The sequence below is a fragment of the Photobacterium alginatilyticum genome, from assembly GCF_009910675.1.
In the GTDB taxonomy this organism is placed as follows: Bacteria; Pseudomonadota; Gammaproteobacteria; order Enterobacterales; family Vibrionaceae; genus Photobacterium; species Photobacterium alginatilyticum.
The window spans coordinates 69,233-91,805 of record NZ_RSEJ01000013.1; the positions used below are offsets into that span (position 1 = coordinate 69,233).

Below are 22,573 nucleotides of genomic sequence, written 5' to 3' on the forward strand. Positions count from 1 at the left end.
ATTACTGTACGACGACTTCACTGTCTCTGGAAGGGCGATTCATCTCAAGCTCCTTCTCGGCCAGTCGCTCAATCCGACTGTGTTCCGACAGAGAGTTTTCCTCAAGGATCTGATTTCGCCATTCGATATCCAGCTGATCCCGCTCAATCAGCAGCTGCTCCTGCTGGGCGATCAACTGACGTGAATGATGGGTGATCAATACCACCCCCAGGGCAGAAGCAAGCACCAGAACCAGCAGTACCGACGGTACCCGCCCTACCGACACGAGATCCCGTGCGATCAGGCGAGCCAGGCTCTCTGTGGGTTCCGGTGCCGAACTCATACGCGCTCAGCCAGTCGCAACACTGAACTGCGCGAGCGCGTATTATCACTAATTTCTGACTTCGACGGCTTGATGGCCTTGCCGACCGTCTTCAAGTCGGCCGTACCCAGCGCCTTGATCTGATCTTCAGTCAGCGGCAGGCCTGCCGGTACTTCCGGCCCTTTGCTCTGCTTGCGAATGAAGCGTTTTACCATCCGGTCTTCCAGCGAGTGAAAACTGATCACGGACAGTCGGCCGCCCGGAGCCAATACTTTAACGGCGCCGTGCAACGCGGTATCAATCTCTTCCAGCTCGCTATTGATGTAAATGCGGATAGCCTGGAAACTACGGGTTGCCGGGTGTTTATGTTTGTCCCGGAAAGGGGAGACCTCGGCAATCAGGCTGGCCAGCTGTGTGGTACGTGTCAGCGGCTCTTTTTCCGGGTTCTCGCGGTGCGCGACAATGCCACGGGCAATGCGCTTGGCAAACCGCTCCTCACCAAACTCTTTCAATACCCAGGCAATATCGTCGGCGTCCGCCTCTGCCAGCCAATCGGCAGCAGAAACACCGGAAGTCGGATCCATCCGCATGTCCAACGGGCCGTCACGCATAAAGCTGAAGCCTCGCTCGGCATCGTCCAGCTGCGGTGATGACACGCCAAGATCCAACAGCACACCGTCTACCCGGCCGATCAGATCACGCTCTTCCATATATTTAGCCAGGCCTGAAAACGGGCCATGGATAATCGTAAAGCGCGGATCATCAATTTTCTGTGCTTCGGCAATCGCCTGCGGATCGCGATCAATACTGTATAGACGACCATTTTCACCGAGCTGAGATAAAATCAATCGGCTGTGTCCACCACGGCCAAAAGTCCCGTCGACATAAATTCCATCAGGTTTAATAGCCAGACCGTCTACAGACTCTTGGAGTAAAACGGAAACGTGCTCAAATTGTTCAGACATAAAAATAAGTTCAGCTGTAGTGAAAGCCAACCAAGGATGTCCAGGTATGCTGCGACAACCTCAGCCTGAAAGTGTATATTCAGAAGGAAAATAACCTTGCCAATTCATAGCATTAGGTAATTAAGCACATTTATTTATCGTTAAAAACGGCTTTTCCCGCAAAATCCCACCGCAAAGTGTACGTATGAGACAAAAAAGTTGTCAAGCGAGAGCCCCGATTTCTGACAAACAAATAATAATGCTATATGGAGGTTTTACATTGATACTAGGCAGATACGGGCTAATTAATTCAATTTTGTGAAATTGAGCCCTAAAACGATAAAAGGTGATGCCCGCTTTGTTTCCAAAGCATGGCACCACCTTCTATGCAAAAAGAGGGGAGTTGGCTGATGAGCCGGGTTCTGTCCCGCTTACGCGGTGGTAACCATTCATCTAGGCCTGCAATCGCTCACAGGCTCAAGCAACCTACCCGTCCCCAACGCGGGCCACGCCATTAGGGACCTATTTGGTCTTGCTCCGGGTGGAGTTTACCGTGCCACGAACTATTACTAGCCGCGCGGTGCGCTCTTACCGCACCCTTTCACCCTTACCTGTACTCGCAAGCGAGCCATCGGCGGTTTACTCTCTGCTGCACTGGTCGTGGGCTCACGCCCCCCAGACGTTATCTGGCACCCTGCCCTATGGAGCCCGGACTTTCCTCCCCCCCGTCAGTCTCCCAAAGGACATCAACGAGGCAGCGGTTACCTTAGCCAACTCCGGCGACGGATTGTATAGGACTCGGGTCACAGTTACCAGTGAAATATCCCACAACAAGCCGAAACGGTCGAAAAAGGTACCGCCCCGGGTCCCGATAAATTAATCGAGGTTCTCCAGTCCCCACTTATACAGCGCGTTCTTCTTCACGCCATGGATCTCGGCAGCAAGCGCCGCCGCCTTCTTCAGCGGTAGCTCCTTGGTCAGCAAAGTCACGGTTCGCAGTGCATCTGCCGGCAGATCGTCTTTCTGCGCCCGGTGGCCCGCCACCAGCAGAACCATCTCGCCGCGGGTACGGTTGCTGTCCTCGCCCAGCCATTCCACCAGTTCCCCCAGCGGTGCGCCATGGATGGTTTCATAGGTTTTGGTCAGCTCGCGGGCCAGCACCACCTGGCGCTCAGGCCCCAGCACAGCCAGCATATCCGCCAGCGAGTCCATGATTCGATGCGGTGATTCATAAAAAATCATCGTCCGCTCATCATCGGCCAGCTCCTGGAAGCGATCCCGGCGCCCTTTGCTTTTCGGCGGCAAAAAGCCTTCGAAACTAAAGCGATCCGACGGCAGGCCCGCCCCGCTCAATGCCGTTACCACGGCACACGGGCCCGGCAGAGGAACAACTTTGACACCCGCCTGACGACAACGGTTGACCAGATGGTATCCTGGGTCGCTAATCAGGGGAGTACCGGCATCCGATACCAGGGCGATGCTCGTGCCTGCCTGTAGCTTCTCGATCAGATAATCGGCTTTTTGCTGCTCATTGTGATCATGAAGTGCAAAGGTGCGGGTTGAGATAGAGAAATGTGTCAACAAGCGTGATGTATGGCGTGTATCTTCTGCGGCAATTAAATCCACATTTGCTAATACATCCAATGCACGCTGCGTGATGTCCGCTAAATTACCGATTGGTGTAGGTACGATGTACAAAGTTGCGACATCTACCGTGCATGAATTGGTCTCACTCATTTGTCTAAGATCTCATCTGCAATTAATATAGAGAGTAATTTGTCACAGTTGAATGAATTCAATGCTCAATTTTACCCATAAGCGTAAAAGTGTATCACGACTATTAGCCCCTGTAGCCCTCGCCGTGATCTTGGCCGGCTGCTCGACGCCAACTCAACAGCAGGCCGTGACCGCCGATATTACCGCTGCCGTCACCGATACGTCAGCCAATTATCTGATCAAAGCCGAGTCGAGCGAAGGAACAGAAAGCATCGACTGGCACATTCTGGCCCTCAAGGCCCTGATAAAAGAAGGCAGCTGGTCGCAGGCCGAACAGCAGGCCAATCGCCTGGGACGGCTGTCGATGAGCCCGCTCCAGATGGCCGAATGGCAGCTGGCACGCGCGACCCTGCGTTATCAGCAGGGCCAGCCTCAGTCTGCGCTCGATACCCTGAACTTCCAGCCATGGTGGACACTGGCAGACAGCCAGTACCTGCGTTTTCACATGCTCCGTGCCGAACTGCTTGGCCAGACCAACCAGTCATTCAAGGCTGCCCGCGAGCGGACCGCGCTGGATCAGTACCTCAAGGCTGAGCAGAAAGGGGCCAACTGGCAAAACCTGTGGCGGGACCTTTCCCACTACAACAATAACCAGTTACAGGCAACCAAGCTGAGCGAGGATGAAACCGTCCTGCGCGGCTGGGTCCAGCTGAGTATTCTCAAAAACACGTATTCGCAGCGCCCGGCTAAGCTCAAGAGCACGGTCGAAGAATGGCTGGCCAAAAACCCCTATCACCCGGCCAACCAATATCTGCCTGCTGAACTGCAGGCGATTATGGAGCTTGAAATTACCCAGCTGAACAATGTCGCCCTGCTGCTGCCGCTGTCAGGCCGCTATGAAAACTCCGGCAAGGCGGTCAGGGACGGCTTTATCAACGCTATGCTCGACGATACCGGTCGCGATGCCGAGACCGAGCTGGCGATTTATGACACCGAAGCCGAGCCTGTCAGCTCGATTCTTGACAAGCTGGAGCAAGACGGGATTGAGCTGGTCATCGGCCCGCTGCGCAAGGAGAAGATTACCGACTTCCAGCGCAACAATGATACCAACATTACCATGCTGGCCCTGAACGAGCCCGAGCAGCTCAGCATGACCCAGTCCAATGCCTGTTACTTCTCGCTCTCACCAGAGCAGGAAGCCGAGCAGGCCGCCCGACACCTGTTTGCGAAGGGCCACGAGTACCCGATGATACTGGCGCCGGGTAACAGCTTTGGCGAACGTGTCAGCAGCGCCTTTATCGAACAATGGCAGCAGCTGACCGGCAAGTCGCCGGCAATCAGCTCCTTCAGTTCACGCAAGCAAATCCAGCAGCAGATTGCGACAGTCTTCGGCTTGACTGAAAGCCAGGCGCGTATCAACCAAATGCAGCAGGTACTGGGCCTGGAGCTAGAAGCCCAGCCACGTAGCCGCCGCGATACTGATGCGGTCTATCTGGTCGCCAACAAAAATGAGCTGACCCTGCTCAAGCCGTTTATCGAAGTTGCGATTAACCCGGACATCGAGCCACCCAAGCTGTACGCCAGCTCTCGCAGCTACCCGGACAGCAAAGGTGACAACAGCGAGCTAAGGGGCATTGAATTTAGTGATATCCCGCTGCTGGTCGATGCCAACCATAACTTTATGGCACGCTACAACGAACTGTGGCCCAATGCCAAAAACACCGATATCCGCCTGCACGCCTTCGGGATGGACGCCTACAAGATGATTGCCGAGCTGCCGCAGATGCGCGCGGTCGATAATTACACTACCCAGGGCAAGACTGGCCAGCTAAGCCTAAATGATCAGTGCGTGATCCAGCGCCAGATCAGCTGGGCTATCTTCTCCGGTAACGGCATTGACCCCGTTCAATAAACGCAAGCAAGGGCAAGCCTACGAAGCCATGGCGGAGCAATTTTTGCTCCGCCACGGGCTCAAGCCGGTTTGTCGCAATTTCCAGTGCCGCAGCGGCGAAATTGATGTCATCATGCGCGATAAGGCCTGCTGGGTTTTTATCGAGGTCAAATTCCGCAAAAATGCAGATTACGGCAGCGCCGCAGAAGCGGTAAACTGGCGCAAACAGCAGAAGCTAAAACGAGCAGCTTTGTTTTGGCTTCAGAAAAACGGCTTTTCGGTCGAACACACTGAGTTTAGGTTTGATGTCGTGGCGATACAGGGGCCCGAGCACCAGATTGAGTGGTTTACCAACACCCTAGTTGAAGGTTAATCATGCTAGAGAGCATTAAAGAAAGTTTTACAGAAAGTATCCAGACCCAGATAGCAGCAGCAGAAGCCCTGCCGGATGCCATTTCCCAAGCCGCACAAGTGATGGTGCAAAGCCTGCTTAACGGCAACAAGATCCTGTGTTGCGGCAACGGCGGCTCGGCGGCAAACTCCCAGCACTTTGCCTCCTGTCTGATCAACCGTTTTGAAACTGAGCGCCCAAGCCTGCCGGCCCTGGCACTGACGGCAGATACCACGACGCTGACGGCGGTCGCCAATGACTACCACCATGACGAGGTCTTCTCCAAGCAGGTACGCGCCCTCGGCCAGGCCGGAGATATCCTGTTTGTCCTGTCGACCAGCGGCAACAGCAAGAATATCATCAAGGCCATGGAGGCCGCGCTGACCCGCGATATGACCATCATAGCCCTTACCGGCAAAGACGGCGGGGAAATGGCCGGACTGCTCGGTGTTCAGGATGTCGAAATCCGTATTCCGTCTCAGCGAACCGCACGTATCCAGGAAGGCCACCTGCTGACGGTCCATTGCCTGTGTGATCTCATCGACAAGGTTCTGTTTCCGCATCACGAAGGATAAGCAATGAAGAGATACCAAGCCCTGCTAATTGCCGTGCTGTTTGTTCTTCAGGGCTGCTCGGCACTGTCCGCGGCCGATCCCCGTACCACCAAGCAGCAGTGGTTTGATCAGCAGATCGAAATGGAAGTCGGCGGCCTGGCCAACAAGCCGCCGTATCGCCAGCATGCCCGGATCAATGCGATCGCTATTGACGGCAAGGTACTGCTCGTCGGCCAGTCGGTCGACCAGCCCACCAAGCAAAAGCTGGAGGAGCAGGTCCGCTCGCTAAGCAACGTCAATACGGTCTATAACCAGATCCAGATCCGTCCGCTGCCCGAGCTGGGTGAAGTCAGCAAGGACAGCTGGCTGACAACCAAGGTCAAATCGCAGATCATCGGCAGCAAGAAGCTCAATGATGTCTCGATCAAAGTCGTCACCGAAGGCCAGGCGGTCTACCTGCTCGGCTATGTGAACCGTGAGCAGGGAAATATTGCCGCCGAGATTGCGCGTAATGTCTCCGGGGTAAAGAAAGTCGTCAAGGTATTTGAATACCAGAACTAATTTCAGAGCGGCTTAGTAACAACACCCGGTACCTTGCTACAGAAAACAGCGCAAAAGAAAAACGCAGCCAGTAGGCTGCGTTTTTTTATTTCACGACGCGGAGGCTTGGTCGGCCACGCGGACGAGGCGGCTCATCATCAGGGCCGCTGTCCTCACTGGCTTCCGTTACCTCAGCCAGAGGAGAACGCGTCTCTTCCTCCTCAACAATCTCATCATACTGCTGCGCTTCATCTGCCAGCTCAATATCTGCGATATCAGAAGCATAAGCCGGTTCCGGCTCAAACATGGTTCCTGCACCATTTTCACGGGCATAGATAGCCAATGCTGCATACATAGGCACAATCACAGAATGCGGGCGACCGCTAAAGCGGGCATTGAAGCTGATTGCCTCATTACCCAGCTCTAGGTTACCGACAGCACGCGGTGCGATATTCAGTACAATTTGACCGTCGCTGACAAATTCCGTCGGCACCTTGACACCTTGCAAGGTTGCGTCCACTACCAGATGCGGTGTCAGATCATTGTCAACTAACCAGTCGTAAAACGCGCGCAGCAAATAAGGGCGGCGCGGCGTCATGTTTTCCATATCCATTATTGGCCGGCCAGACGCATTTCGCGCTCAGCTTCAGTCAGAGAAGCAAGGAATGAATCACGCTCGAAAACGCGGGTCATGTATGCTTTCACTTCTTTCGACCCGGCACCTGTCAGCTCGATACCCATTTCAGGTAAGCGCCACAGTAGCGGTGCCAGATAGCAGTCAACCAAGCTAAACTCTTCACTCATGAAGTATGGGAATTCAGCGAATACAGGTGCCAATGCCAGCAGCTCTTCACGCAATTGCTTGCGTGCTTTGTCTGCTTCATCAGCGTTACCTTTGTTTATCTTCTCTGCCAGCGTGTACCAGTTACGCTCAACACGGTACATCATCAGACGACTGTTACCACGAGCAACAGGATAAACAGGCATCAGAGGTGGGTGAGGGAAACGCTCATCCAGGTACTCCATAATGATGCCGGCCTGGTAAAGAGCAAGCTCACGGTCAACCAGGGTTGGAACAGAGTTGTACGGGTTTAGGTCCAGTAGATCTTCAGGCAGGTTGTTTGGATCAACCAGCTCAATTTCAACACTAACACCCTTTTCTGCTAGTACGATACGCACCTGATGGCTGTAGATATCCGAAGCATCAGAATACAGAGTCATCACAGAGCGTTTATTGGCAGCAACAGCCATTAACCCCTCCAGTATACTTATATACACAAAAAGCAACGGGGGCCCGAGCCCCCATTGCGAGATTCTTAACCCACTAGATTACCTGATCAGTGGACATCACGCCAATATTCTTTCTTCAACAGTAATGTTAGTACAAAGAATATGACCAAAAAGCCCATTACCCATAAGCCCAGATTTTGACGTTCCAGTTTTACAGGTTCAGCAGAATACTCCAGGAAGTTAACCAGATCACGAACCGCCTCGTCATACTCCTCGGCGTTCAGCTCACCGGTTCCGTCTGACTCGATACCGACATACTCCTGTACTTCCTCACCGTCAACCAGGCGAGTCTCATACACTTTGGTCGGTACACCCTGCAGCTCTTCCAGCACATGCGGCATGCCCACGCTCGGGAAGACCACATTGTTGACGCCAAACGGACGGCTCGGGTCAGCATAGAAAGAACGCAGATAGGTGTAGAGCCAGTCGGTACCACGAACACGGGCAACCAGCGTCAGGTCGGGTGCAGGCGCACCAAACGAGACTGCAGCGTATTCTTCCGGAATCGCATTGGTCATCAGGTCGCCAATTTTGGCGTCCTTGTCGAAGACCATGTGCTCCTTCATCAGATCCAGCGGGATACCGATGTCCGTCGCCACACGCTCATAGCGCTGATACTGTGTGGCATGGCAGCCAAAACAGTAATTCATGAAGGTCTTGGCACCGCGCTGAAGCGAGGCCTTGTCCGACAGATCATTGTTCGCATCATCTAGATGCACGTTACCACCAGCCGCCATCACCATTGCAGGCAGCAGAGCTAGCAGCATTACAATCAACTTCTTCATTTGAATGTCACCCTCTCTGGTAGCGGTTTGGTCGCCTCGTTCTTACTGTAGAAATACAGCAACACGAAGAACATGAAGTAACCCAGGCTGAAAATCTGCGCCAGCAGGGTATACGTCGGCGTCGCCGGCAGTGCACCCAGAATACCCAGCGCAACAAAGCTCACGGTAAACTGCGCAATATTGATCAGGTGGAACTTGCTGCGGTAGCGGTAAGAGCGAACCTTGCAGCGATCCAGCCATGGCAACAGGAACAGCACCACAATCGACGCACCCATCGCAACCACACCCAATAGCTTGTCCGGTACCGCACGCAAGATGGCGTAGAACGGTGTGAAGTACCATACAGGTGCAATGTGCTCAGGTGTCTTCAGCGGGTTGGCCGCCTCAAAGTTAGGTGGCTCAAGGAAGTAACCACCCATTTCCGGATTGAAGAACAACACGTAGCAGAAGAAGAACAGGAATACCGCGATACCGACCATGTCCTTAACCGTACCGTACGGGTGGAACGGAATCGAGTCGATAATGTCGTACTTGCCGCTGTACTGCTTGTGGAACGGGAACTGGGTTTTATAACCTTCCCCTTTGCTGCCTTTCGGTAGCTTGGTATCGATACCGTCAGGGTTGTTCGAGCCCACTTCGTGCAGGGCCAGAATGTGCAGCACAACCAGCAGCAGAAGAACGATCGGCAAGGCAATAACATGCAAGGCAAAGAAACGGTTCAGTGTCGCACCCGAGATCACGTAGTCACCACGGATCCACAGGGTCAGGTCATCACCGATAACAGGAATAGCACCAAACAGTGAAATGATTACCTGCGCACCCCAGTATGACATCTGACCCCAAGGCAACAGATAGCCCATGAAGGCTTCGGCCATCAATACCAGGAAGATCAGCATACCGAACAGCCACAGCAGTTCACGAGGCTTCTGGTAAGAGCCGTAGATCAAGCCGCGGAACATGTGCAGGTAGATAACGACGAAGAACGCCGAGGCGCCTGTCGAGTGCATATAACGAAGTAGCCAGCCGTATTCGACATCACGCATGATGTACTCGACGGAGGCAAATGCTCCCTCACCAGAAGGAACATAGTTCATTGTCAGCCAGATACCGGTAATAATCTGGTTAACCAGTACCAGCATGGCCAGCGAACCGAACAGATACCAGAAGTTAAAGTTCTTCGGCATCGGGTATTCAGACAAATGCTTTTTGTACGCATCCATCATGGGTAAGCGTTTTTCAATCCAACCGAGTAGTGCTTCCATTAGGCTGTCTCCTCGTCTACACCGACCAGAATGGTATTGTCATCCAGGAATGTATGAGGCGGTACCACCAAGTTGAGCGGTGCTGGTACCCCCGCAAATACCCTGCCGGCCATATCGAACTTAGAGCCATGACACGGGCAGAAGAAACCTGCTGTGACACCACTCACCTGCTCGCTAAAGCTATCAGGCAGATAGGTAGGGGAACAGCCGAGGTGCGTACAGATACCTACGGCTAAAAAGATTTCAGGTTTAACTGAACGAAATTTATTCTGGGCATACTCAGGTTGCTGCGGCTCATCTGATGACGGATCGCGAAGATCACCATCATGGCCACCCAACTCTTCTAAAATTGCATCACTACGACGCACGACCCAAACTGGTTTACCGCGCCACTCGACGCGTACCATTTGGCCATCTTCCAACTTACTGATATCAACTTCAACTGGCGCACCGGCGGCTTTAGCTTTCGCGCTCGGGTTCCAAGATTTGATAAAAGGCACAGCTACAGCGACTGCACCTAAGCCTCCAACAACCGAAGTTGTCGCAGTCAGGAAGCGGCGGCGGCCGTTACTTACTGGCGCATTGCTCATCCAACATTCTCCCATGTGCTCCCGCTCTGGATTATTATTATGTCCTTTGGCGTCCCTGGAGCTTACGGCTAACTTTCAACGGAATGAAACAACAGATAGTTTGTTACATTATCAAGCTGTTGTTTATCGCGCCAAATGATAAATAAAACCCCACTTTTTGACAAGATAAAGCTACCTTTTCGCAACAAATGTGAGAGGTATGTTCTTTTTGTTTCAAATTTACGTAGAAGCGAGGGAATTCAAGGGCTCAAGCAGGGAAAATGGTGGTTTTTTACAAACAAAAAAAAGCCCAACCCGAAGGTTGAGCTTTTCGTACACAGTAAACAGAATATAAATTCTGAAGCGTAAAATTAACGCTTAGAGAACTGTGGACGACGACGTGCTTTACGTAGACCAACTTTCTTACGCTCAACTTTACGTGCGTCACGAGTAACGTAACCCGCTGCGCGTAGAGTAGGACGTAGAGTCTCATCGTACTCCATAAGAGCACGAGTGATACCGTGACGGATAGCACCTGACTGACCAGTGATACCACCACCTTTAACAGTGATGTATAGGTCAAGTTTTTCAGTCATTTCAACTAGCTCAAGTGGCTGACGAACAACCATGCGAGCAGTTTCACGACCGAAGTACTCATCAAGGCTACGCTTGTTGATTACGATGTTGCCAGAACCCGGTTTAATGAAAACGCGAGCAGCTGAGCTTTTGCGGCGACCAGTGCCGTAGTATTGATTCTCTGCCATTGTCATCTTCCCCAATTAGATGTCTAGTACTTTAGGCTGCTGTGCAGCGTGGTTGTGCTCTGTACCTGCATAAACTTTTAGTTTACGGTACATAGCACGGCCTAGAGGACCTTTAGGAAGCATGCCTTTAACAGCAGTTTCGATAACCATTTCTGGCTTCTTATCGATAAGCTTCTCGAAGCTGATTGACTTCAGACCACCGATGTAACCAGTGTGGTGGTGGTACATTTTGTCAGTCTTCTTAGCGCCAGTTACAGCAACTTTTTCTGCGTTGATAACTACGATGTAGTCACCAGTGTCAACGTGCGGAGTGTACTCCGGCTTGTGCTTACCACGTAGACGAGATGCGATTTCAGTTGCTAGACGACCAAGAGTTTTACCTTCAGCGTCAACAACGTACCAGTCACGTTTTACAGTTTCTGGTTTAGCAACGAAAGTTTTCATGCTAATTCTTACCCAAAATTAAAAATTGATTCACTTATGGAACTTGCGTTCCGTCTGTTAAGAGCCCAGTCATCACCCCTTCGAGCGGTTGGTGCTCCTGGCTTTCGCCATCACAGGTACGGTGGGTCGCAAGATTATAGGGAAGGGTGGAGAAAAAATCACCTTTTTTTCAAAAAAAAATGCGTTTTTTTCTCCCGCGGCGATTCACGGCAGCTAACGGTCATTTTTTAGCGCTTAAACTACCGGCTTTTGACCGGATTTCACCCGGCAAACTCACCTCATCCTCATTGCAATAACAAGCCCGGCAGGTTTCGTCTATCACGGTTCAAGCACTGCCCATACAGGGCTGGCGCTAGGCCAGGTGCGGTTTGGCCAGATACTCATGGCTCTGCATTTCTATCAGGCGGGAGCAGCAGCGCTTAAACTCGAACTCCAGGCGGCCATTCTGGTAAAGCTGCATCAAATCCACTTCTGCCGACATAATAAGCTTTACATTTCGCTCGTAAAACTCATCGACCATAGCGATAAAGCGCCGGGCGGCATCATCTTCCTTCTCCCCCATCCGGATCACTTCCGAGACCAGTACAGTGTGATAGATTTGGGCGATTTCCATGTAGTCATTCTGACTTCTGGCTGTCTGGCACAAGGTCCGGAAGGTAAAGTGCACAACCCCGTCCGCCTCGTGGCGGGTCGGCAGCATCCGGTTGTTGATCTCTATCTCTTTCCCCTGGCTTCTTGGTTCGACACTCAACTGGGTGAAATACTGCGCGATGTTCTTTTCCGCCTGGGCATCGAGCGGATAATGGTAGATTTCGGCCTGCTCAAGCGTTCTCAGGCGGTAATCCACCCCGGAGTCGACATTGACGATATCGCAATGCTGCTCGATTAATGCTATCGCCGGCAAAAAACGCGCCCGCTGCAGACCATTGCGGTAGAGCTGATCCGGCGGGATATTCGATGTCGCCACCAGCGTAATGCCGCGACGGAACAATGCCTCGAACAGGGTGCCCAGAATCATGGCATCAGTAATGTCAGAAACAAAAAACTCATCGAAGCAAATGATATCGGTCTCGGCCTTGAAGCGGTCAGCCACGGTTTCCAGCGGATCGGACTGTGCCGACAGTTGCTGCATCTCCTGGTGTACCCGATGCATAAAACGATGGAAATGGACCCGCATTTTGCGATCAGTCGGCAAACACTCATAAAAGGTATCAACCAAATAGGTCTTGCCCCGCCCGACTCCACCCCAGAAGTAGATCCCCTTCACCGGTGTAACACAGGTTTCTTTATCCCGCTTGAATAGCCGTTGCACCAGGGAGGGCTTGGCCTGCGCTCTGGGAGCCAGCATACGGTGATAGAGTGCTTCGAGGTATGAGACCGCCATGGCCTGCGCTCTGGGAGCCAGCATACGGTGATAGAGTGCTTCGAGGTATGAGACCGCCATGGCCTGCGCCGGGTCGGCAATAAAGTCAGGCTGCTGGAGATCGCGTTGATATTGTTGTTGTGGAGTCATCCTTTACTGTTACCCTATTCATCCCATCTTTGGCATCAGATAGTACCATGGCAACGTTTGTGCATGTATAGTAACTATACGAAACAAATTAGTTGGCTGGCATTCAGCGCCAATTAAACAATCTGGTATACAAAGGACAGACCCGTAGGACCAGGCATGCCCCAGTAAACTGGCGTGCCGCCACATTGTCTTTGACCGACATAAACAACTTGGTATTCATAAAGTCACAAGGAGTTTTTCATGGCTTGGATTTATGCGCTACTCATTTTTGCCGCAGGTGCAATTGTCGGGGCTTTTGCCGCCCGCCTGGGCAATAAGAGCCTCAAACAACAAAAAGAGCTAAAGAAAGACCTGGATAAGTCAAAATACGAGCTGGAACAGTACCGTCAGGAACTCGTTGACCATTTTGCCTGCAGCTCGGAGCTATTGGATAACATTGCCAAAGATTACAGCAAGCTCTATGAGCACATGGCAAAAACGTCCAGCGAGCTAATGCCTAATCTTCCGGATCAGGACAACCCGTTTGCACGTAGGATCAGTACGCTGGAAGCCGTCGCAGATACTGGCGACATCCAGGATCAGCCACGCGATTACGCCAACGGCGCAACAGGATTGCTGAAAGACGAACCAGAGAAAGTCGAAGAACCCAAAGCGAGCTAATTCTTTTTTCTGGAACTAAACGCCGGTTTTCAAGTCAGAGCTAGTACCGCTTTCCAACATTGGTTATTGATTCTTAGATGTTTATAACTGCAATGGAATGGTACTACTACTTGTAAACCGGAGTTTAGTAATAATGAAAAAACCTTTGCTTGTATTCAGTGCACTGGCACTCGGCATCAGTTCTGTTATTACCCCTATCACGGCAACTGCTGCATTACCTCTTTCAACGAATAGCCAACAACTACCTAGCCTCGCGCCGATGCTGGAACAAGTCACACCGGCAGTTGTCAGCATTGCCGTCGAGGGCAAGCAAGTGTCCAGGCAACGTCTTCCAGAGACCTTCCGCTTCTTCTTTGGCCCTGAATTCCCCGAAGAGCAATTACGCGAACGTCCGTTCCGCGGGCTAGGTTCCGGCGTGATCGTCGATGCGGACAAGGGCTACATTGTTACCAACCACCATGTTATCAACGGTGCCGACAAGATAATGGTTCAGCTCCATGACGGCAGAGAACTGTCTGCCGAGCTGATCGGCAGCGACGAGATGTCAGATATCGCGCTGCTAAAACTCGACAAGACCAAGAACCTGACCGCCATTAACCTGGCTGACTCCGACAGCCTGCGTGTGGGTGACTTCGCCGTTGCCATCGGCAACCCGTTCGGACTGGGCCAAACCGTCACCTCGGGCATTATTTCCGCCCTTGGCCGCAGCGGACTCAATATCGAGAACTTCGAGAACTTTATTCAGACCGATGCGGCCATCAACAGCGGCAACTCGGGTGGCGCACTGGTTAACCTCAACGGTGAGCTGGTCGGTATCAATACCGCTATTCTGGGCCCGAACGGCGGTAATGTCGGGATCGGCTTTGCCATCCCGGTCAATATGGTGAAAAACCTGACCGAGCAAATCATCGAGTTCGGTGAGGTCAAACGCGGCATTCTGGGCGTCCAGGGCGGCGAGCTGACTTCCGAACTGGCAGAAGCCTTCGGCTATGAAACCAATCATGGTGCCTTCATCAACCAGGTTATGCCTGACTCTGCGGCAGAAAAGGCCGGACTGAAAGCCGGGGACATCATTGTCTCGGTTAACGGCAAACAAATCCGTACCTTCGGTGAGCTCCGGGCTAAAATCGCCACACTGGGCGCGGGCAAGAAAACAACCTTGGGTATCGTACGCGACGGCAAGGAACAAACCGTCTCGGTGGTTCTGCAGGAAGCCAGCCAGAGCAAGGTCAAGGCAGAAAATCTCCACTCCGGTCTGGCCGGTGCTGAATTTGCCAACACGACAGCCAATGACGGTGTCAAAGGGGTGAAAGTCACCGGCATTGACGAGAAATCCCTGGCAGCACGTTACGGTCTTCAGAAAGATGACATCATCCTCGGCCTCAACCGCCAGCCAATCCGCAATCTTGGCGAGCTACGCAAGGCACTTGAACAGGAACCGAATGTCTTGGCGCTCGAAGTAAAGCGCGATAACAATATCCTGTATCTAATCATCCGCTAACGCCGCGTATCGGGCCAGCAATGGCCCGATTTCCCACCCTGCCGCATTACAATATATCGTCTGTAAGAAACAACTATTCACCACACCACTTCCCTTTGAAAAGAAATACCATCACAGTACAACATCGCCAGTACCGCCGTCTAAGTGCCTGGTAGGGTTTGGTATCTAGTCGCTGTAGTGATATCCTCGTGCGAATAATTCATAGAATGCACGCTTCGTGCACAGGCGCTTTTTCATTTCAGGGGAGCAAGCATGCTGGCTTTTATTCGTCGGTCCATTTTACTTGGCGTCGTGACAGCTATTGCCTTGCTCGTTGTTTTTCCTGAACTTCGCACCCAAATGATCCAGCCGCCGGTCTCACTGACCCCCGCTCCGACCGATCAGCTCCAGCTGTCCTATAACTTTGCGGTTCGCCGGGCTTCCCCTGCCGTCGTCAATATCTATAACCGCCGCTACAATGCCGAGGACCGACTCAAGCTAAGTACCCAGGGGCTGGGATCCGGCGTGATCATGAGCGACAAGGGGTACATAGTAACCAACTACCATGTCGTGGCCGAGGCCGATCAGGTTATTGCCGCCTTGCAGGACGGCCGTATTTTTACCGCCCAGCTCATCGGTAAAGATCAGCGAACCGATCTGGCGGTTCTGAAAATCCAGGCCGAAAATCTGCCGGTTATTCCGCTGAGCCCGGATTACAAGCCTGCGGTCGGGGATGTCGTGCTGGCCATCGGTAACCCGTATAACCTGGGCCAGACGACGACCTATGGGATCATTTCTGCTACCGGACGCTCCGGCATGAGCTTCTACGGCCGCCAGGATTTTCTCCAGACCGATGCCGCAATCAACGAGGGCAACTCCGGCGGAGCACTGGTCAACACCCGTGGCGAGCTGGTCGGCATCAATACCGCCTCTTTCCAGCAGGCAACGGATATCGAAACCTACGGCATCTCCTTTGCGATCCCTTACGAGCTGACCCAGAAGATCATGAACAAGCTGATCGCCGACGGCCGGGTGATCCGCGGCTATATCGGCATTGAAGCCAGGGATATCAATCCGGTGATGGCTCGCCTGTACGATGCCGATCAGATCAGCGGGATCATTGTAATGGGCATGGATCCGAACGGTCCGGCAGCCAAGGCCGGGTTTAAAGTGCAGGATATTTTGATCGAGATTGACGGCAAGAAGGTGACAGACCGGCGCAATGTGCTGGATATTGTGACCGAGCTTCGCCCCGGCAATGCCGTCGAGATGAAAGTGCTGCGTAACGGCGCGCCGATAACGCTGTCTGTCGTGATTGCCGATGAGCCCAACCGGTACTAGTTTTTCTCACAACGAGTTACGGACAACAAAAAAAGCCTCGCATGCGAGGCTTTTTTCCAGCAATTAAACGCTAGCAAACTCTATTCGCTGAAACGCTCAATCTTCATACCCAGCGCACTGAACTTGTCTTCAATGTGCTCGTAGCCGCGATCAATATGATAAATTCGGTCAACAATCGTTTCGCCTTCGGCAATGCTGCCGGCAATCACCAGGCTGGCAGAGGCACGCAAGTCGGTTGCCATTACCTGGGCACCACTCAGACCATCAGTATCACCGCAAATCACCGTATTGCCTTCGATTTCGGCATGAGCGCCCATCCGGATCAGCTCAGGGATATGCATAAAGCGGTTTTCAAAAATCGTCTCGGTGATAATACCCGTGCCCCTGGCAATAAGGTTCAGCAACGAGAACTGCGCCTGCATATCAGTCGGGAACCCCGGGTGCGGAGCCGTGCGGATGTTTACCGCTTTCAGCTCTCGGTCTGTCATATCCAGGCTGATCCAGTCTTCGCCGGTTTCGACGAGTGCACCCGCCTCTTCCAGCTTGGCCAGCGCGGCTTCCAACAGAGACGGCCTGGTATGACGACACATGATCTTGCCGCCGGAGACAGCCGCGGCCACCAGGAATGTGCCGGTTTCAATGCGATCGGCAACCACTTCGTGGTAACCGCCGCCCAGTCGCTCGACACCTTCAATGGTAATTGTATCGGTACCGGCTCCGGTGATCTTGGCACCTAGCGTATTCAAGAAATCGGCGGTATCAACAATCTCTGGCTCGCGGGCAGCATTTTCAATGACGGTTTTACCGTCCGCCAGCGTTGCGGCAGACATAATGGTCACTGTCGCGCCGACACTGACCTTGTCCATCACGATATGCGCGCCTTTCAGGCGACCGTCTACCGATGCTTTGACATAGCCTTCTTCCAGTACAATCTGGGCACCCAGTTGCTCGAGGCCATGAATGTGCAGATCAACCGGACGGGCACCAATCGCACAACCACCAGGCAGGGAAACCTGCCCCTCACCAAAACGCGCCACCAATGGCCCCAGTGCCCAAATAGACGCACGCATGGTTTTTACCAGCTCGTACGGTGCACAGAGTTCATTCACACCACTGGCATCAACATGCACCGAACCGTTTCGGCTTACCTTGGCGCCCAGACGGCTGAGCAGCTCCATCGTGGTATCGATATCACGGAGCTTGGGTACATTGGCGACTTCAACAGGTTCTTCAGCCAGCAAAGAAGCAAACAAAATCGGTAATGCTGCATTCTTAGCACCAGAAATGGAGACTTCGCCACTTAATGGGCCACCGCCCTGGATTCTAAACTTTTGCATCATTAACCTCTTAGGACAGCGACATCAGCTTTTTATCACGCGCCCACTCTTCCGGCGTGAATGTCTTGATGCTCAGGGCGTGAATATCATTCGCCGCAATCTGTCCCATCAGCGGACCATAGATAGCCTGCTGTTTCTTAACGCGGTTCATGCCTTCAAACATGGCACCAATGGCAATCACTTCGTAGTGGCTGCCCTCGCCTTTAACAATGATTTCATCAAGTTCTAAGGCATTTTCAAGAATTTGTTTAATTTCGGAGATTTCCACAAGCTATCCTCTCTGCCACTTAGTCAATACAAGCAGCTAACATTGATTCGACATGGCTCAGGCGAAGCAAGGTAACCAGCTGTTCCGGCACGTTCAATAACGTCAGTTCACTGCCATTACTGCTGAGCTGTTGATATACATGAAGCAACATCACCATGCCCGCCGAGTCTACCCGCGATAAAGCAGCAAGATCGAGCTTTACCCTGGCATCCTGTGGCATCCATTCATGTCTTTGCTGCCAAAAGGCTGGAACTGTGTCACGTTCCAGTGCCCCTGACAAGCAATAATACCCATTTTCCTGAGCTCGCCACTCAATCTTAGGCTTACTCATTGTTTTTGTCCTCACGGCGTATTGGTTTCGCCGCAAGTTCTTTCAAGTTCACTGTTACTGCATCAATCCCTTCAGTGCGTAGCTGACCGCTCCATTCACTCTGTTTAGTCGAGATCATGCTGACACCTTCAGCCACCATATCGTAGCCCTGCCACTCGTTGGTCTTCTTGTTCTTGCGCAGCTTGAAGTCCAGGCGGATCGGCGGGCGCTTGGTATCAAGAATGTCGACCCGAACCGACACGATTTTGCGACTGGCCGGCACCGACTTCGGTGACTCGATCTTGATATCCTGATCGGTATACTGAGTCAGCACCTGGGCGTAAGACGCAACCAGATAATTGGTAAACGCGCTGACAAAGTTGTTTCGTTGCTCTGCTGTCGTCTTTTTCAGCTGTGGCCCCAGCACTTTATAAGCCGCATAGCGGGTGTTGATATACGGCAGCAGTTCCTGCCGGACAATGCTGCGCAGCAATTCAGGGTTGCGCTGGATCTGATTCTTTTCCGCTTTCAGACGATCAAACGTATTCTGGGAGACCGTCTGCATCATCAGATAAGGATCTGTTCGATTTACCGTATCAGCCTGGGCAACCAGCGGAAGCGATAGCAGCATCACCAATATATATCGAAAGAGTTTCATCATATCCCCTATTACTTACTGTCACCGCCGATGCTGTACAGCACCTGGCCAATCATGTCTTCCAGAACCAGTGCCGACTTGGTGTCCTCGATCAAGTCACCGTCGCCGAGCATGTCGATATCTTCGTCAATAAACCCAGGCTCGATACCCAGATATTGCTCGCCCAGCAGCCCTGATGTAAGGATGGCAGCCGAACTGGTTTCTGGAAAGTAACCATACTTTTTCTCGATAGACAGCGTGACGACCGGAACATAGCTTTCCGTATCTAGCGAAATATCAGTGATCTTGCCGACGGTCACGCCACCAACTTTAATCGGCGAGCGAACTTTCAGGCCGCCAATATTATGGAAATGCGCTTGCAGGGTATAAGACTCATTGCCACCGATGTTCTGCACATCCGCTACTTTGAATACCAATACCAACAAGGCTGCAAATCCGGCCAGTACAAAGCTACCAACCCACAATTCTAATTTTTTTATCTGTTGCATCCGTTTATTCCCAACGTTCCGCTGATCGCTTGCTTAATTGCCAAACATCAATGCTGTCAGCACAAAATCCAATCCCAATACCGCCAGTGACGAGTTCACTACCGTGCGTGTAGTCGCCCGGCTGATCCCTTCCGATGTCGGTACCGCATCATAACCATTGAACACCGCAATCCAGGTCACCGTGATCGCAAACACGACTGACTTGATGATACTGTTGCCAATGTCATAGCCCAGCTCGACCGACGACTGCATCACCGACCAGAAGCTGCCATAGTCGATACCTTTCCAGTCAACACCAACCAGCTGCCCGCCCCAGATACCCACGGCACAAAATAGCAATGACAGCAACGGCATCGAAATCGCACCGGCCCAGAAGCGAGGGGCAATCACCCGGCGCAACGGATCCACCGCCATCATTTCCATGCTTGATAGCTGCTCGGTTGCCTTCATCAAACCAATTTCAGCCGTCAGTGCCGAACCGGCCCGACCGGCGAACAACAGTGCCGTTACCACCGGCCCCAGCTCGCGCAACAGCGACAGGGCGACCATTTGTCCCAGGCTCGTTTCGGCACCGAAGTCAATCAACACAATGTAGCCCTGGAGGCTCAGCACCATGCCGATAAACAGGCCGGACACCAAGATAATGGCAACCGACAGTACCCCGACCGAATACAGCTGCTTAATCAGCAGCGGCAGCATTTTTCTCGGTTGTGGCTTGCTGACCAAGGCCCCGTACAGCAACAAACTCGCACGCCCGACGGCCTGGCATTTATCGATGCCCCGCCGTCCCTGCCGTGCAACAAAATCCGCTATCATTCTTGATAATTACCTTATTCGTTATGTTATTCCTGACGTGCCCACGCACATCACGCAATTATTCCGCCATGCCAAACAGGTCTTCGCTCAGTGCCTGAGCCGGGTATTTGAATGGCACCGGCCCGTCGGCATCGCCATCCAGGAATTGTCGGATCTGCGGATCAGGGTTTGCCCGCAGTTCGTCAGGGGTGCCCTGACCAATAACTTTGCCTCCCGATAGCAGATAAACATGATCGGCAATGCTCATGACTTCCGGAACATCATGGGACACAATCACCGAGGTGATCCCCAGCGCCTGGTTCATACTGCGGATCAGAGTCACCAGCACTCCCATAGTGATCGGGTCCTGGCCGACAAACGGCTCATCGTACATGATCAAGTCAGGATCCAGGGCTATCGCCCGGGCCAGTGCCGCCCGGCGGGCCATCCCGCCCGACAGCTCATTCGGCATCAGCTGCGCCGCGCCCCGCAGGCCGACAGACTCGAGCTTTAGCAATACCAATGTGCGCAGTAACTCTTCCGGCAGATCGGTATGCTCCCTTAGCGGAAAGGCTACATTGTCAAAAACAGTCATATCCGTGAACAGCGCCCCGGACTGAAAGAGCATACTCATCCTATTACGCGCCTGATACAGCTCGCGGCGGCTCAAGGTCGGTATATTCCAGTTCTCAAACCATACCTCGCCGCTATCTGGCTGGATTTGTCCGCCGATGAGCCGCAGCAAGGTGGTTTTTCCTATTCCGGACGGCCCCATAATGGCCGTTACTTTTCCCTTGGGCACATCCAGAGACACATCATCAAAAATTTTGCGCTCACCACGCGAAAACGTCATATTTTTGATCGAAACTAGTGCTTCAGTCGGTTCCATAGCCATCCTGTCAGCCTATCCGGCCTTTAGTTCGCATTCCGCGCCCTCTAATTTTGGGGCGATATGGTTAATATAATTAATGATTTATACGCCAGGTACCGATCATAGGTACATTACGCAACCAACTCAAGGCGAGAACTGTAAGATCTGTGCAATTTCATTGTCTCGCCCTAAGTTCATAATGTGGCGCCCAACATATTGTTTTTTGCTATTGCTGGCAACAATATAAGACAAATCGCGACATTCAGTTACCCAGCAATTTTGGGTAAAGAATGGGACAAGGTACGACAAGAACTTCTTGCTCGGCTCAATTTGTCGCGGCTTTTCCTTTCTTTTTAGTCAGCGAACCGTCAAAATTGCCCCCCTAACCTCTATATAAAATAAAGATTGACGAAAAAGGGATAAGAATGCTCGAAGCCATTGTGTTGCTCTGTATCGGTTTGACTCTACTGGTATGGAGTGCAGACCGACTCGTTTTTGGCGCCGCGGCGTTGGCAAAGAATCTCGGTGTAGCACCATTAGTCATAGGAATGACCATTCTTGCCATGGGCTCTTCGGCACCTGAAATGATGGTTTCGGCAACAGCGGCGCTTGAGGGTAAAACCGACACCGCCGTGGGTAATGTCCTGGGCTCTAACATTGCCAATATCGCGCTTATCCTTGGCCTGACAGCCCTGATTAAACCACTGGCGATCAGTTCCGGTATCATCCGCCGCGAGCTTCCCCTGATGATGGTAGTCACTCTTCTCGCTGGCGCTTTACTCTGGGACAGCCACCTCGGCTTCATTGAAGGTGTACTGCTCGTGGTGCTGTTCGTCATCTTTCTGCTGGTAATGCTAAAAATCAGCCGAAACGCCAAGGACGCCGGTGATCCGCTTGCCGATGAGCAAGAGTCGGAAATCCCGGAAGGCGTAAGCAACAAAGCCGCCTTGGTTTGGGTTCTGATCGGCCTGGTACTGCTTCCTTACGCGGCAAGCATGCTGGTCGACTCTGCCGTCACGATTGCCAAGTACTTCGGCATGAGCGATCTGGTCATCGGTCTGACCATTATTGCTATCGGCACCAGCCTGCCGGAACTGGCCGCTTCTATCGCCAGCATCTATAAGGGCGAGGACGATATGGCCGTCGGCAATATCATCGGCTCCAATGTATTCAATATTCTTGCCGTGATGGGGATCCCGGGCCTTCTCAACCCTTCGGTGCTCAGCCCGCTGGCGATGGGGCGCGATTTTTACGTCATGCTTGGCGTATCGGTACTTCTGGTATTGATGGCGTTAGGAAAACGTCGCAGAATCAACCGAGTGGAAGGCGCTGTGCTGGTTTGCTGCTTTGTCGCCTATCAAGTCTATCTGTTTTATAATCTAGCGGCTTAACGGAGACCCG

26 protein-coding genes and 1 other RNA gene are annotated in these 22,573 nt (G+C 52.5%); 8 read left to right on the forward strand and 19 right to left on the reverse strand.

Annotated features, from left to right (window positions below; all coding sequences use genetic code 11):
- Position 1: 1 nt before the first annotated feature.
- The 4 genes from ftsL to rsmI form a co-directional block, all read right to left on the reverse strand.
- The gene (ftsL, locus tag EIZ48_RS13440) at positions 2-322 is read right to left on the reverse strand and encodes a cell division protein FtsL (protein WP_160652226.1); all 321 of its coding nucleotides are present in this window, start codon (positions 320-322) and stop codon (positions 2-4) included.
- On the reverse strand, positions 319-1,266 hold the full coding sequence (gene rsmH, locus EIZ48_RS13445; RefSeq protein WP_160652229.1) for a 16S rRNA (cytosine(1402)-N(4))-methyltransferase RsmH: 948 nt from the start codon (positions 1,264-1,266) through the stop codon (positions 319-321). The genes ftsL and rsmH overlap by 4 nt, the downstream gene beginning before the upstream one ends.
- 374 nt (positions 1,267-1,640) lie before the next feature.
- An RNA gene (gene rnpB, locus EIZ48_RS13450) (RNase P RNA component class A) lies at positions 1,641-2,023 on the reverse strand.
- Positions 2,024-2,121: 98 nt separating this feature from the next.
- Positions 2,122-2,982: a 16S rRNA (cytidine(1402)-2'-O)-methyltransferase gene (gene rsmI / locus EIZ48_RS13455; protein ID WP_160652232.1), complete on the reverse strand. Its 861-nt coding sequence runs from the start codon at positions 2,980-2,982 to the stop codon at positions 2,122-2,124.
- Positions 2,983-3,043: 61 nt separating this feature from the next.
- Here rsmI and EIZ48_RS13460 point away from each other — a divergent pair, with 61 nt between their 5' ends.
- The 4 genes from EIZ48_RS13460 to EIZ48_RS13475 are packed head-to-tail and all read left to right on the forward strand — an operon-like array spanning position 3,044 to position 6,358.
- Entirely contained in the window at positions 3,044-4,873 is a 1,830-nt protein-coding gene (locus tag EIZ48_RS13460; RefSeq protein ID WP_160652234.1) for a penicillin-binding protein activator, read from the forward strand.
- Entirely contained in the window at positions 4,857-5,225 is a 369-nt protein-coding gene (locus tag EIZ48_RS13465) for a YraN family protein (RefSeq protein WP_160652236.1), read from the forward strand. The genes EIZ48_RS13460 and EIZ48_RS13465 overlap by 17 nt, the downstream gene beginning before the upstream one ends.
- A 2-nt stretch (positions 5,226-5,227) precedes the next feature.
- Positions 5,228-5,818: a phosphoheptose isomerase gene (locus tag EIZ48_RS13470; RefSeq protein ID WP_075762368.1), complete on the forward strand. Its 591-nt coding sequence runs from the start codon at positions 5,228-5,230 to the stop codon at positions 5,816-5,818.
- A gap of 3 nt (positions 5,819-5,821) precedes the next feature.
- Positions 5,822-6,358, forward strand: a complete 537-nt coding sequence (locus EIZ48_RS13475; RefSeq protein WP_160652239.1) for a BON domain-containing protein — start codon at positions 5,822-5,824, stop codon at positions 6,356-6,358.
- 85 nt (positions 6,359-6,443) lie between these two features.
- Here the strand turns inward: EIZ48_RS13475 and sspB are convergent, their stop codons facing one another.
- The 8 genes from sspB to zapE form a co-directional block, all read right to left on the reverse strand.
- Complete coding sequence (sspB, locus tag EIZ48_RS13480) at positions 6,444-6,950, reverse strand: ClpXP protease specificity-enhancing factor (RefSeq protein WP_160652242.1); 507 nt, start codon at positions 6,948-6,950, stop codon at positions 6,444-6,446.
- Positions 6,950-7,588, reverse strand: a complete 639-nt coding sequence (sspA, locus tag EIZ48_RS13485; RefSeq protein WP_075762371.1) for a stringent starvation protein SspA — start codon at positions 7,586-7,588, stop codon at positions 6,950-6,952. The genes sspB and sspA overlap by 1 nt, the downstream gene beginning before the upstream one ends.
- Positions 7,589-7,674: 86 nt before the next feature.
- A complete protein-coding gene (locus tag EIZ48_RS13490; protein WP_160652244.1) occupies positions 7,675-8,412 on the reverse strand; it encodes a cytochrome c1 in 738 nt (245 codons plus the stop codon).
- Entirely contained in the window at positions 8,409-9,674 is a 1,266-nt protein-coding gene (locus tag EIZ48_RS13495; RefSeq protein ID WP_075762373.1) for a cytochrome b, read from the reverse strand. Before EIZ48_RS13495 ends, EIZ48_RS13490 begins: the two co-directional genes overlap by 4 nt.
- Positions 9,674-10,264 carry a ubiquinol-cytochrome c reductase iron-sulfur subunit gene (gene petA / locus EIZ48_RS13500; RefSeq protein WP_160652247.1) on the reverse strand — a complete coding sequence of 197 codons (591 nt, stop codon included), beginning with the start codon at positions 10,262-10,264 and terminating at the stop codon, positions 9,674-9,676. Before petA ends, EIZ48_RS13495 begins: the two co-directional genes overlap by 1 nt.
- A 350-nt stretch (positions 10,265-10,614) precedes the next feature.
- Positions 10,615-11,007 carry a 30S ribosomal protein S9 gene (gene rpsI, locus EIZ48_RS13505; RefSeq protein WP_075762376.1) on the reverse strand — a complete coding sequence of 131 codons (393 nt, stop codon included), beginning with the start codon at positions 11,005-11,007 and terminating at the stop codon, positions 10,615-10,617.
- A 15-nt stretch (positions 11,008-11,022) separates the two neighbouring features.
- Positions 11,023-11,451, reverse strand: a complete 429-nt coding sequence (gene rplM / locus EIZ48_RS13510) for a 50S ribosomal protein L13 (protein ID WP_075762377.1) — start codon at positions 11,449-11,451, stop codon at positions 11,023-11,025.
- Between the two features lie 352 nt (positions 11,452-11,803).
- Positions 11,804-12,964 carry a cell division protein ZapE gene (gene zapE / locus EIZ48_RS13515; RefSeq protein WP_160652250.1) on the reverse strand — a complete coding sequence of 387 codons (1,161 nt, stop codon included), beginning with the start codon at positions 12,962-12,964 and terminating at the stop codon, positions 11,804-11,806.
- Between the two features lie 240 nt (positions 12,965-13,204).
- Between zapE and zapG the strand changes: the two genes are divergently transcribed.
- From zapG to degS, 3 genes are all read left to right on the forward strand, one after another.
- A complete protein-coding gene (gene zapG, locus EIZ48_RS13520; RefSeq protein ID WP_160652253.1) occupies positions 13,205-13,624 on the forward strand; it encodes a Z-ring associated protein ZapG in 420 nt (139 codons plus the stop codon).
- 133 nt (positions 13,625-13,757) lie between these two features.
- Positions 13,758-15,125: a Do family serine endopeptidase gene (locus EIZ48_RS13525; RefSeq protein ID WP_075762380.1), complete on the forward strand. Its 1,368-nt coding sequence runs from the start codon at positions 13,758-13,760 to the stop codon at positions 15,123-15,125.
- 252 nt (positions 15,126-15,377) lie between these two features.
- Complete coding sequence (degS, locus tag EIZ48_RS13530; RefSeq protein ID WP_160652255.1) at positions 15,378-16,445, forward strand: outer membrane-stress sensor serine endopeptidase DegS; 1,068 nt, start codon at positions 15,378-15,380, stop codon at positions 16,443-16,445.
- An 80-nt stretch (positions 16,446-16,525) separates the two neighbouring features.
- Here the strand turns inward: degS and murA are convergent, their stop codons facing one another.
- Genes murA through mlaF form a run of 7 tightly spaced genes read right to left on the reverse strand, consistent with a single transcriptional unit; the run spans position 16,526 to position 21,190 of the window.
- Complete coding sequence (gene murA / locus EIZ48_RS13535; RefSeq protein ID WP_160652258.1) at positions 16,526-17,782, reverse strand: UDP-N-acetylglucosamine 1-carboxyvinyltransferase; 1,257 nt, start codon at positions 17,780-17,782, stop codon at positions 16,526-16,528.
- Between the two features lie 10 nt (positions 17,783-17,792).
- Positions 17,793-18,050, reverse strand: coding sequence for a BolA family iron metabolism protein IbaG (gene ibaG / locus EIZ48_RS13540; RefSeq protein WP_075762383.1), 258 nt, complete (start codon positions 18,048-18,050; stop codon positions 17,793-17,795).
- Positions 18,051-18,069: 19 nt separating this feature from the next.
- Complete coding sequence (locus tag EIZ48_RS13545) at positions 18,070-18,381, reverse strand: STAS domain-containing protein (RefSeq protein ID WP_160652260.1); 312 nt, start codon at positions 18,379-18,381, stop codon at positions 18,070-18,072.
- Positions 18,374-19,018, reverse strand: a complete 645-nt coding sequence (gene mlaC / locus EIZ48_RS13550) for a phospholipid-binding protein MlaC (protein ID WP_160652265.1) — start codon at positions 19,016-19,018, stop codon at positions 18,374-18,376. Before mlaC ends, EIZ48_RS13545 begins: the two co-directional genes overlap by 8 nt.
- 11 nt (positions 19,019-19,029) lie before the next feature.
- Positions 19,030-19,506, reverse strand: coding sequence for an outer membrane lipid asymmetry maintenance protein MlaD (gene mlaD, locus EIZ48_RS13555; protein WP_160652268.1), 477 nt, complete (start codon positions 19,504-19,506; stop codon positions 19,030-19,032).
- A 33-nt stretch (positions 19,507-19,539) separates the two neighbouring features.
- The gene (mlaE, locus tag EIZ48_RS13560) at positions 19,540-20,322 is read right to left on the reverse strand and encodes a lipid asymmetry maintenance ABC transporter permease subunit MlaE (protein ID WP_075762387.1); all 783 of its coding nucleotides are present in this window, start codon (positions 20,320-20,322) and stop codon (positions 19,540-19,542) included.
- A gap of 58 nt (positions 20,323-20,380) precedes the next feature.
- Positions 20,381-21,190 carry a phospholipid ABC transporter ATP-binding protein MlaF gene (gene mlaF / locus EIZ48_RS13565; protein WP_160652271.1) on the reverse strand — a complete coding sequence of 270 codons (810 nt, stop codon included), beginning with the start codon at positions 21,188-21,190 and terminating at the stop codon, positions 20,381-20,383.
- 407 nt (positions 21,191-21,597) lie between these two features.
- On the opposite strand from mlaF, the gene EIZ48_RS13570 reads away from it, so the two are divergent.
- Positions 21,598-22,563, forward strand: coding sequence for a calcium/sodium antiporter (locus EIZ48_RS13570; RefSeq protein ID WP_160652274.1), 966 nt, complete (start codon positions 21,598-21,600; stop codon positions 22,561-22,563).
- Positions 22,564-22,573 lie beyond the last annotated feature (10 nt).

Bases quoted from the DNA above. Each gene is read 5' to 3' on its own strand.
- ftsL (WP_160652226.1), bottom strand. From the start codon at position 322: ATGAGTTCGGCACCGGAACCCACAGAGAGCCTGGCTCGCCTGATCGCA.
- rsmH (WP_160652229.1), bottom strand. From the start codon at position 1,266: ATGTCTGAACAATTTGAGCACGTTTCCGTTTTACTCCAAGAGTCTGTA.
- rsmI (WP_160652232.1), bottom strand. From the start codon at position 2,982: ATGAGTGAGACCAATTCATGCACGGTAGATGTCGCAACTTTGTACATC.
- EIZ48_RS13460 (WP_160652234.1), top strand. From the start codon at position 3,044: ATGCTCAATTTTACCCATAAGCGTAAAAGTGTATCACGACTATTAGCC.
- EIZ48_RS13470 (WP_075762368.1), top strand. From the start codon at position 5,228: ATGCTAGAGAGCATTAAAGAAAGTTTTACAGAAAGTATCCAGACCCAG.
- EIZ48_RS13475 (WP_160652239.1), top strand. From the start codon at position 5,822: ATGAAGAGATACCAAGCCCTGCTAATTGCCGTGCTGTTTGTTCTTCAG.
- sspB (WP_160652242.1), bottom strand. From the start codon at position 6,950: ATGGATATGGAAAACATGACGCCGCGCCGCCCTTATTTGCTGCGCGCG.
- sspA (WP_075762371.1), bottom strand. From the start codon at position 7,588: ATGGCTGTTGCTGCCAATAAACGCTCTGTGATGACTCTGTATTCTGAT.
- EIZ48_RS13490 (WP_160652244.1), bottom strand. From the start codon at position 8,412: ATGAAGAAGTTGATTGTAATGCTGCTAGCTCTGCTGCCTGCAATGGTG.
- EIZ48_RS13495 (WP_075762373.1), bottom strand. From the start codon at position 9,674: ATGGAAGCACTACTCGGTTGGATTGAAAAACGCTTACCCATGATGGAT.
- petA (WP_160652247.1), bottom strand. From the start codon at position 10,264: ATGAGCAATGCGCCAGTAAGTAACGGCCGCCGCCGCTTCCTGACTGCG.
- rpsI (WP_075762376.1), bottom strand. From the start codon at position 11,007: ATGGCAGAGAATCAATACTACGGCACTGGTCGCCGCAAAAGCTCAGCT.
- rplM (WP_075762377.1), bottom strand. From the start codon at position 11,451: ATGAAAACTTTCGTTGCTAAACCAGAAACTGTAAAACGTGACTGGTAC.
- zapE (WP_160652250.1), bottom strand. From the start codon at position 12,964: ATGACTCCACAACAACAATATCAACGCGATCTCCAGCAGCCTGACTTT.
- zapG (WP_160652253.1), top strand. From the start codon at position 13,205: ATGGCTTGGATTTATGCGCTACTCATTTTTGCCGCAGGTGCAATTGTC.
- EIZ48_RS13525 (WP_075762380.1), top strand. From the start codon at position 13,758: ATGAAAAAACCTTTGCTTGTATTCAGTGCACTGGCACTCGGCATCAGT.
- degS (WP_160652255.1), top strand. From the start codon at position 15,378: ATGCTGGCTTTTATTCGTCGGTCCATTTTACTTGGCGTCGTGACAGCT.
- murA (WP_160652258.1), bottom strand. From the start codon at position 17,782: ATGCAAAAGTTTAGAATCCAGGGCGGTGGCCCATTAAGTGGCGAAGTC.
- EIZ48_RS13545 (WP_160652260.1), bottom strand. From the start codon at position 18,381: ATGAGTAAGCCTAAGATTGAGTGGCGAGCTCAGGAAAATGGGTATTAT.
- mlaC (WP_160652265.1), bottom strand. From the start codon at position 19,018: ATGAAACTCTTTCGATATATATTGGTGATGCTGCTATCGCTTCCGCTG.
- mlaD (WP_160652268.1), bottom strand. From the start codon at position 19,506: ATGCAACAGATAAAAAAATTAGAATTGTGGGTTGGTAGCTTTGTACTG.
- mlaE (WP_075762387.1), bottom strand. From the start codon at position 20,322: ATGATAGCGGATTTTGTTGCACGGCAGGGACGGCGGGGCATCGATAAA.
- mlaF (WP_160652271.1), bottom strand. From the start codon at position 21,190: ATGGAACCGACTGAAGCACTAGTTTCGATCAAAAATATGACGTTTTCG.
- EIZ48_RS13570 (WP_160652274.1), top strand. From the start codon at position 21,598: ATGCTCGAAGCCATTGTGTTGCTCTGTATCGGTTTGACTCTACTGGTA.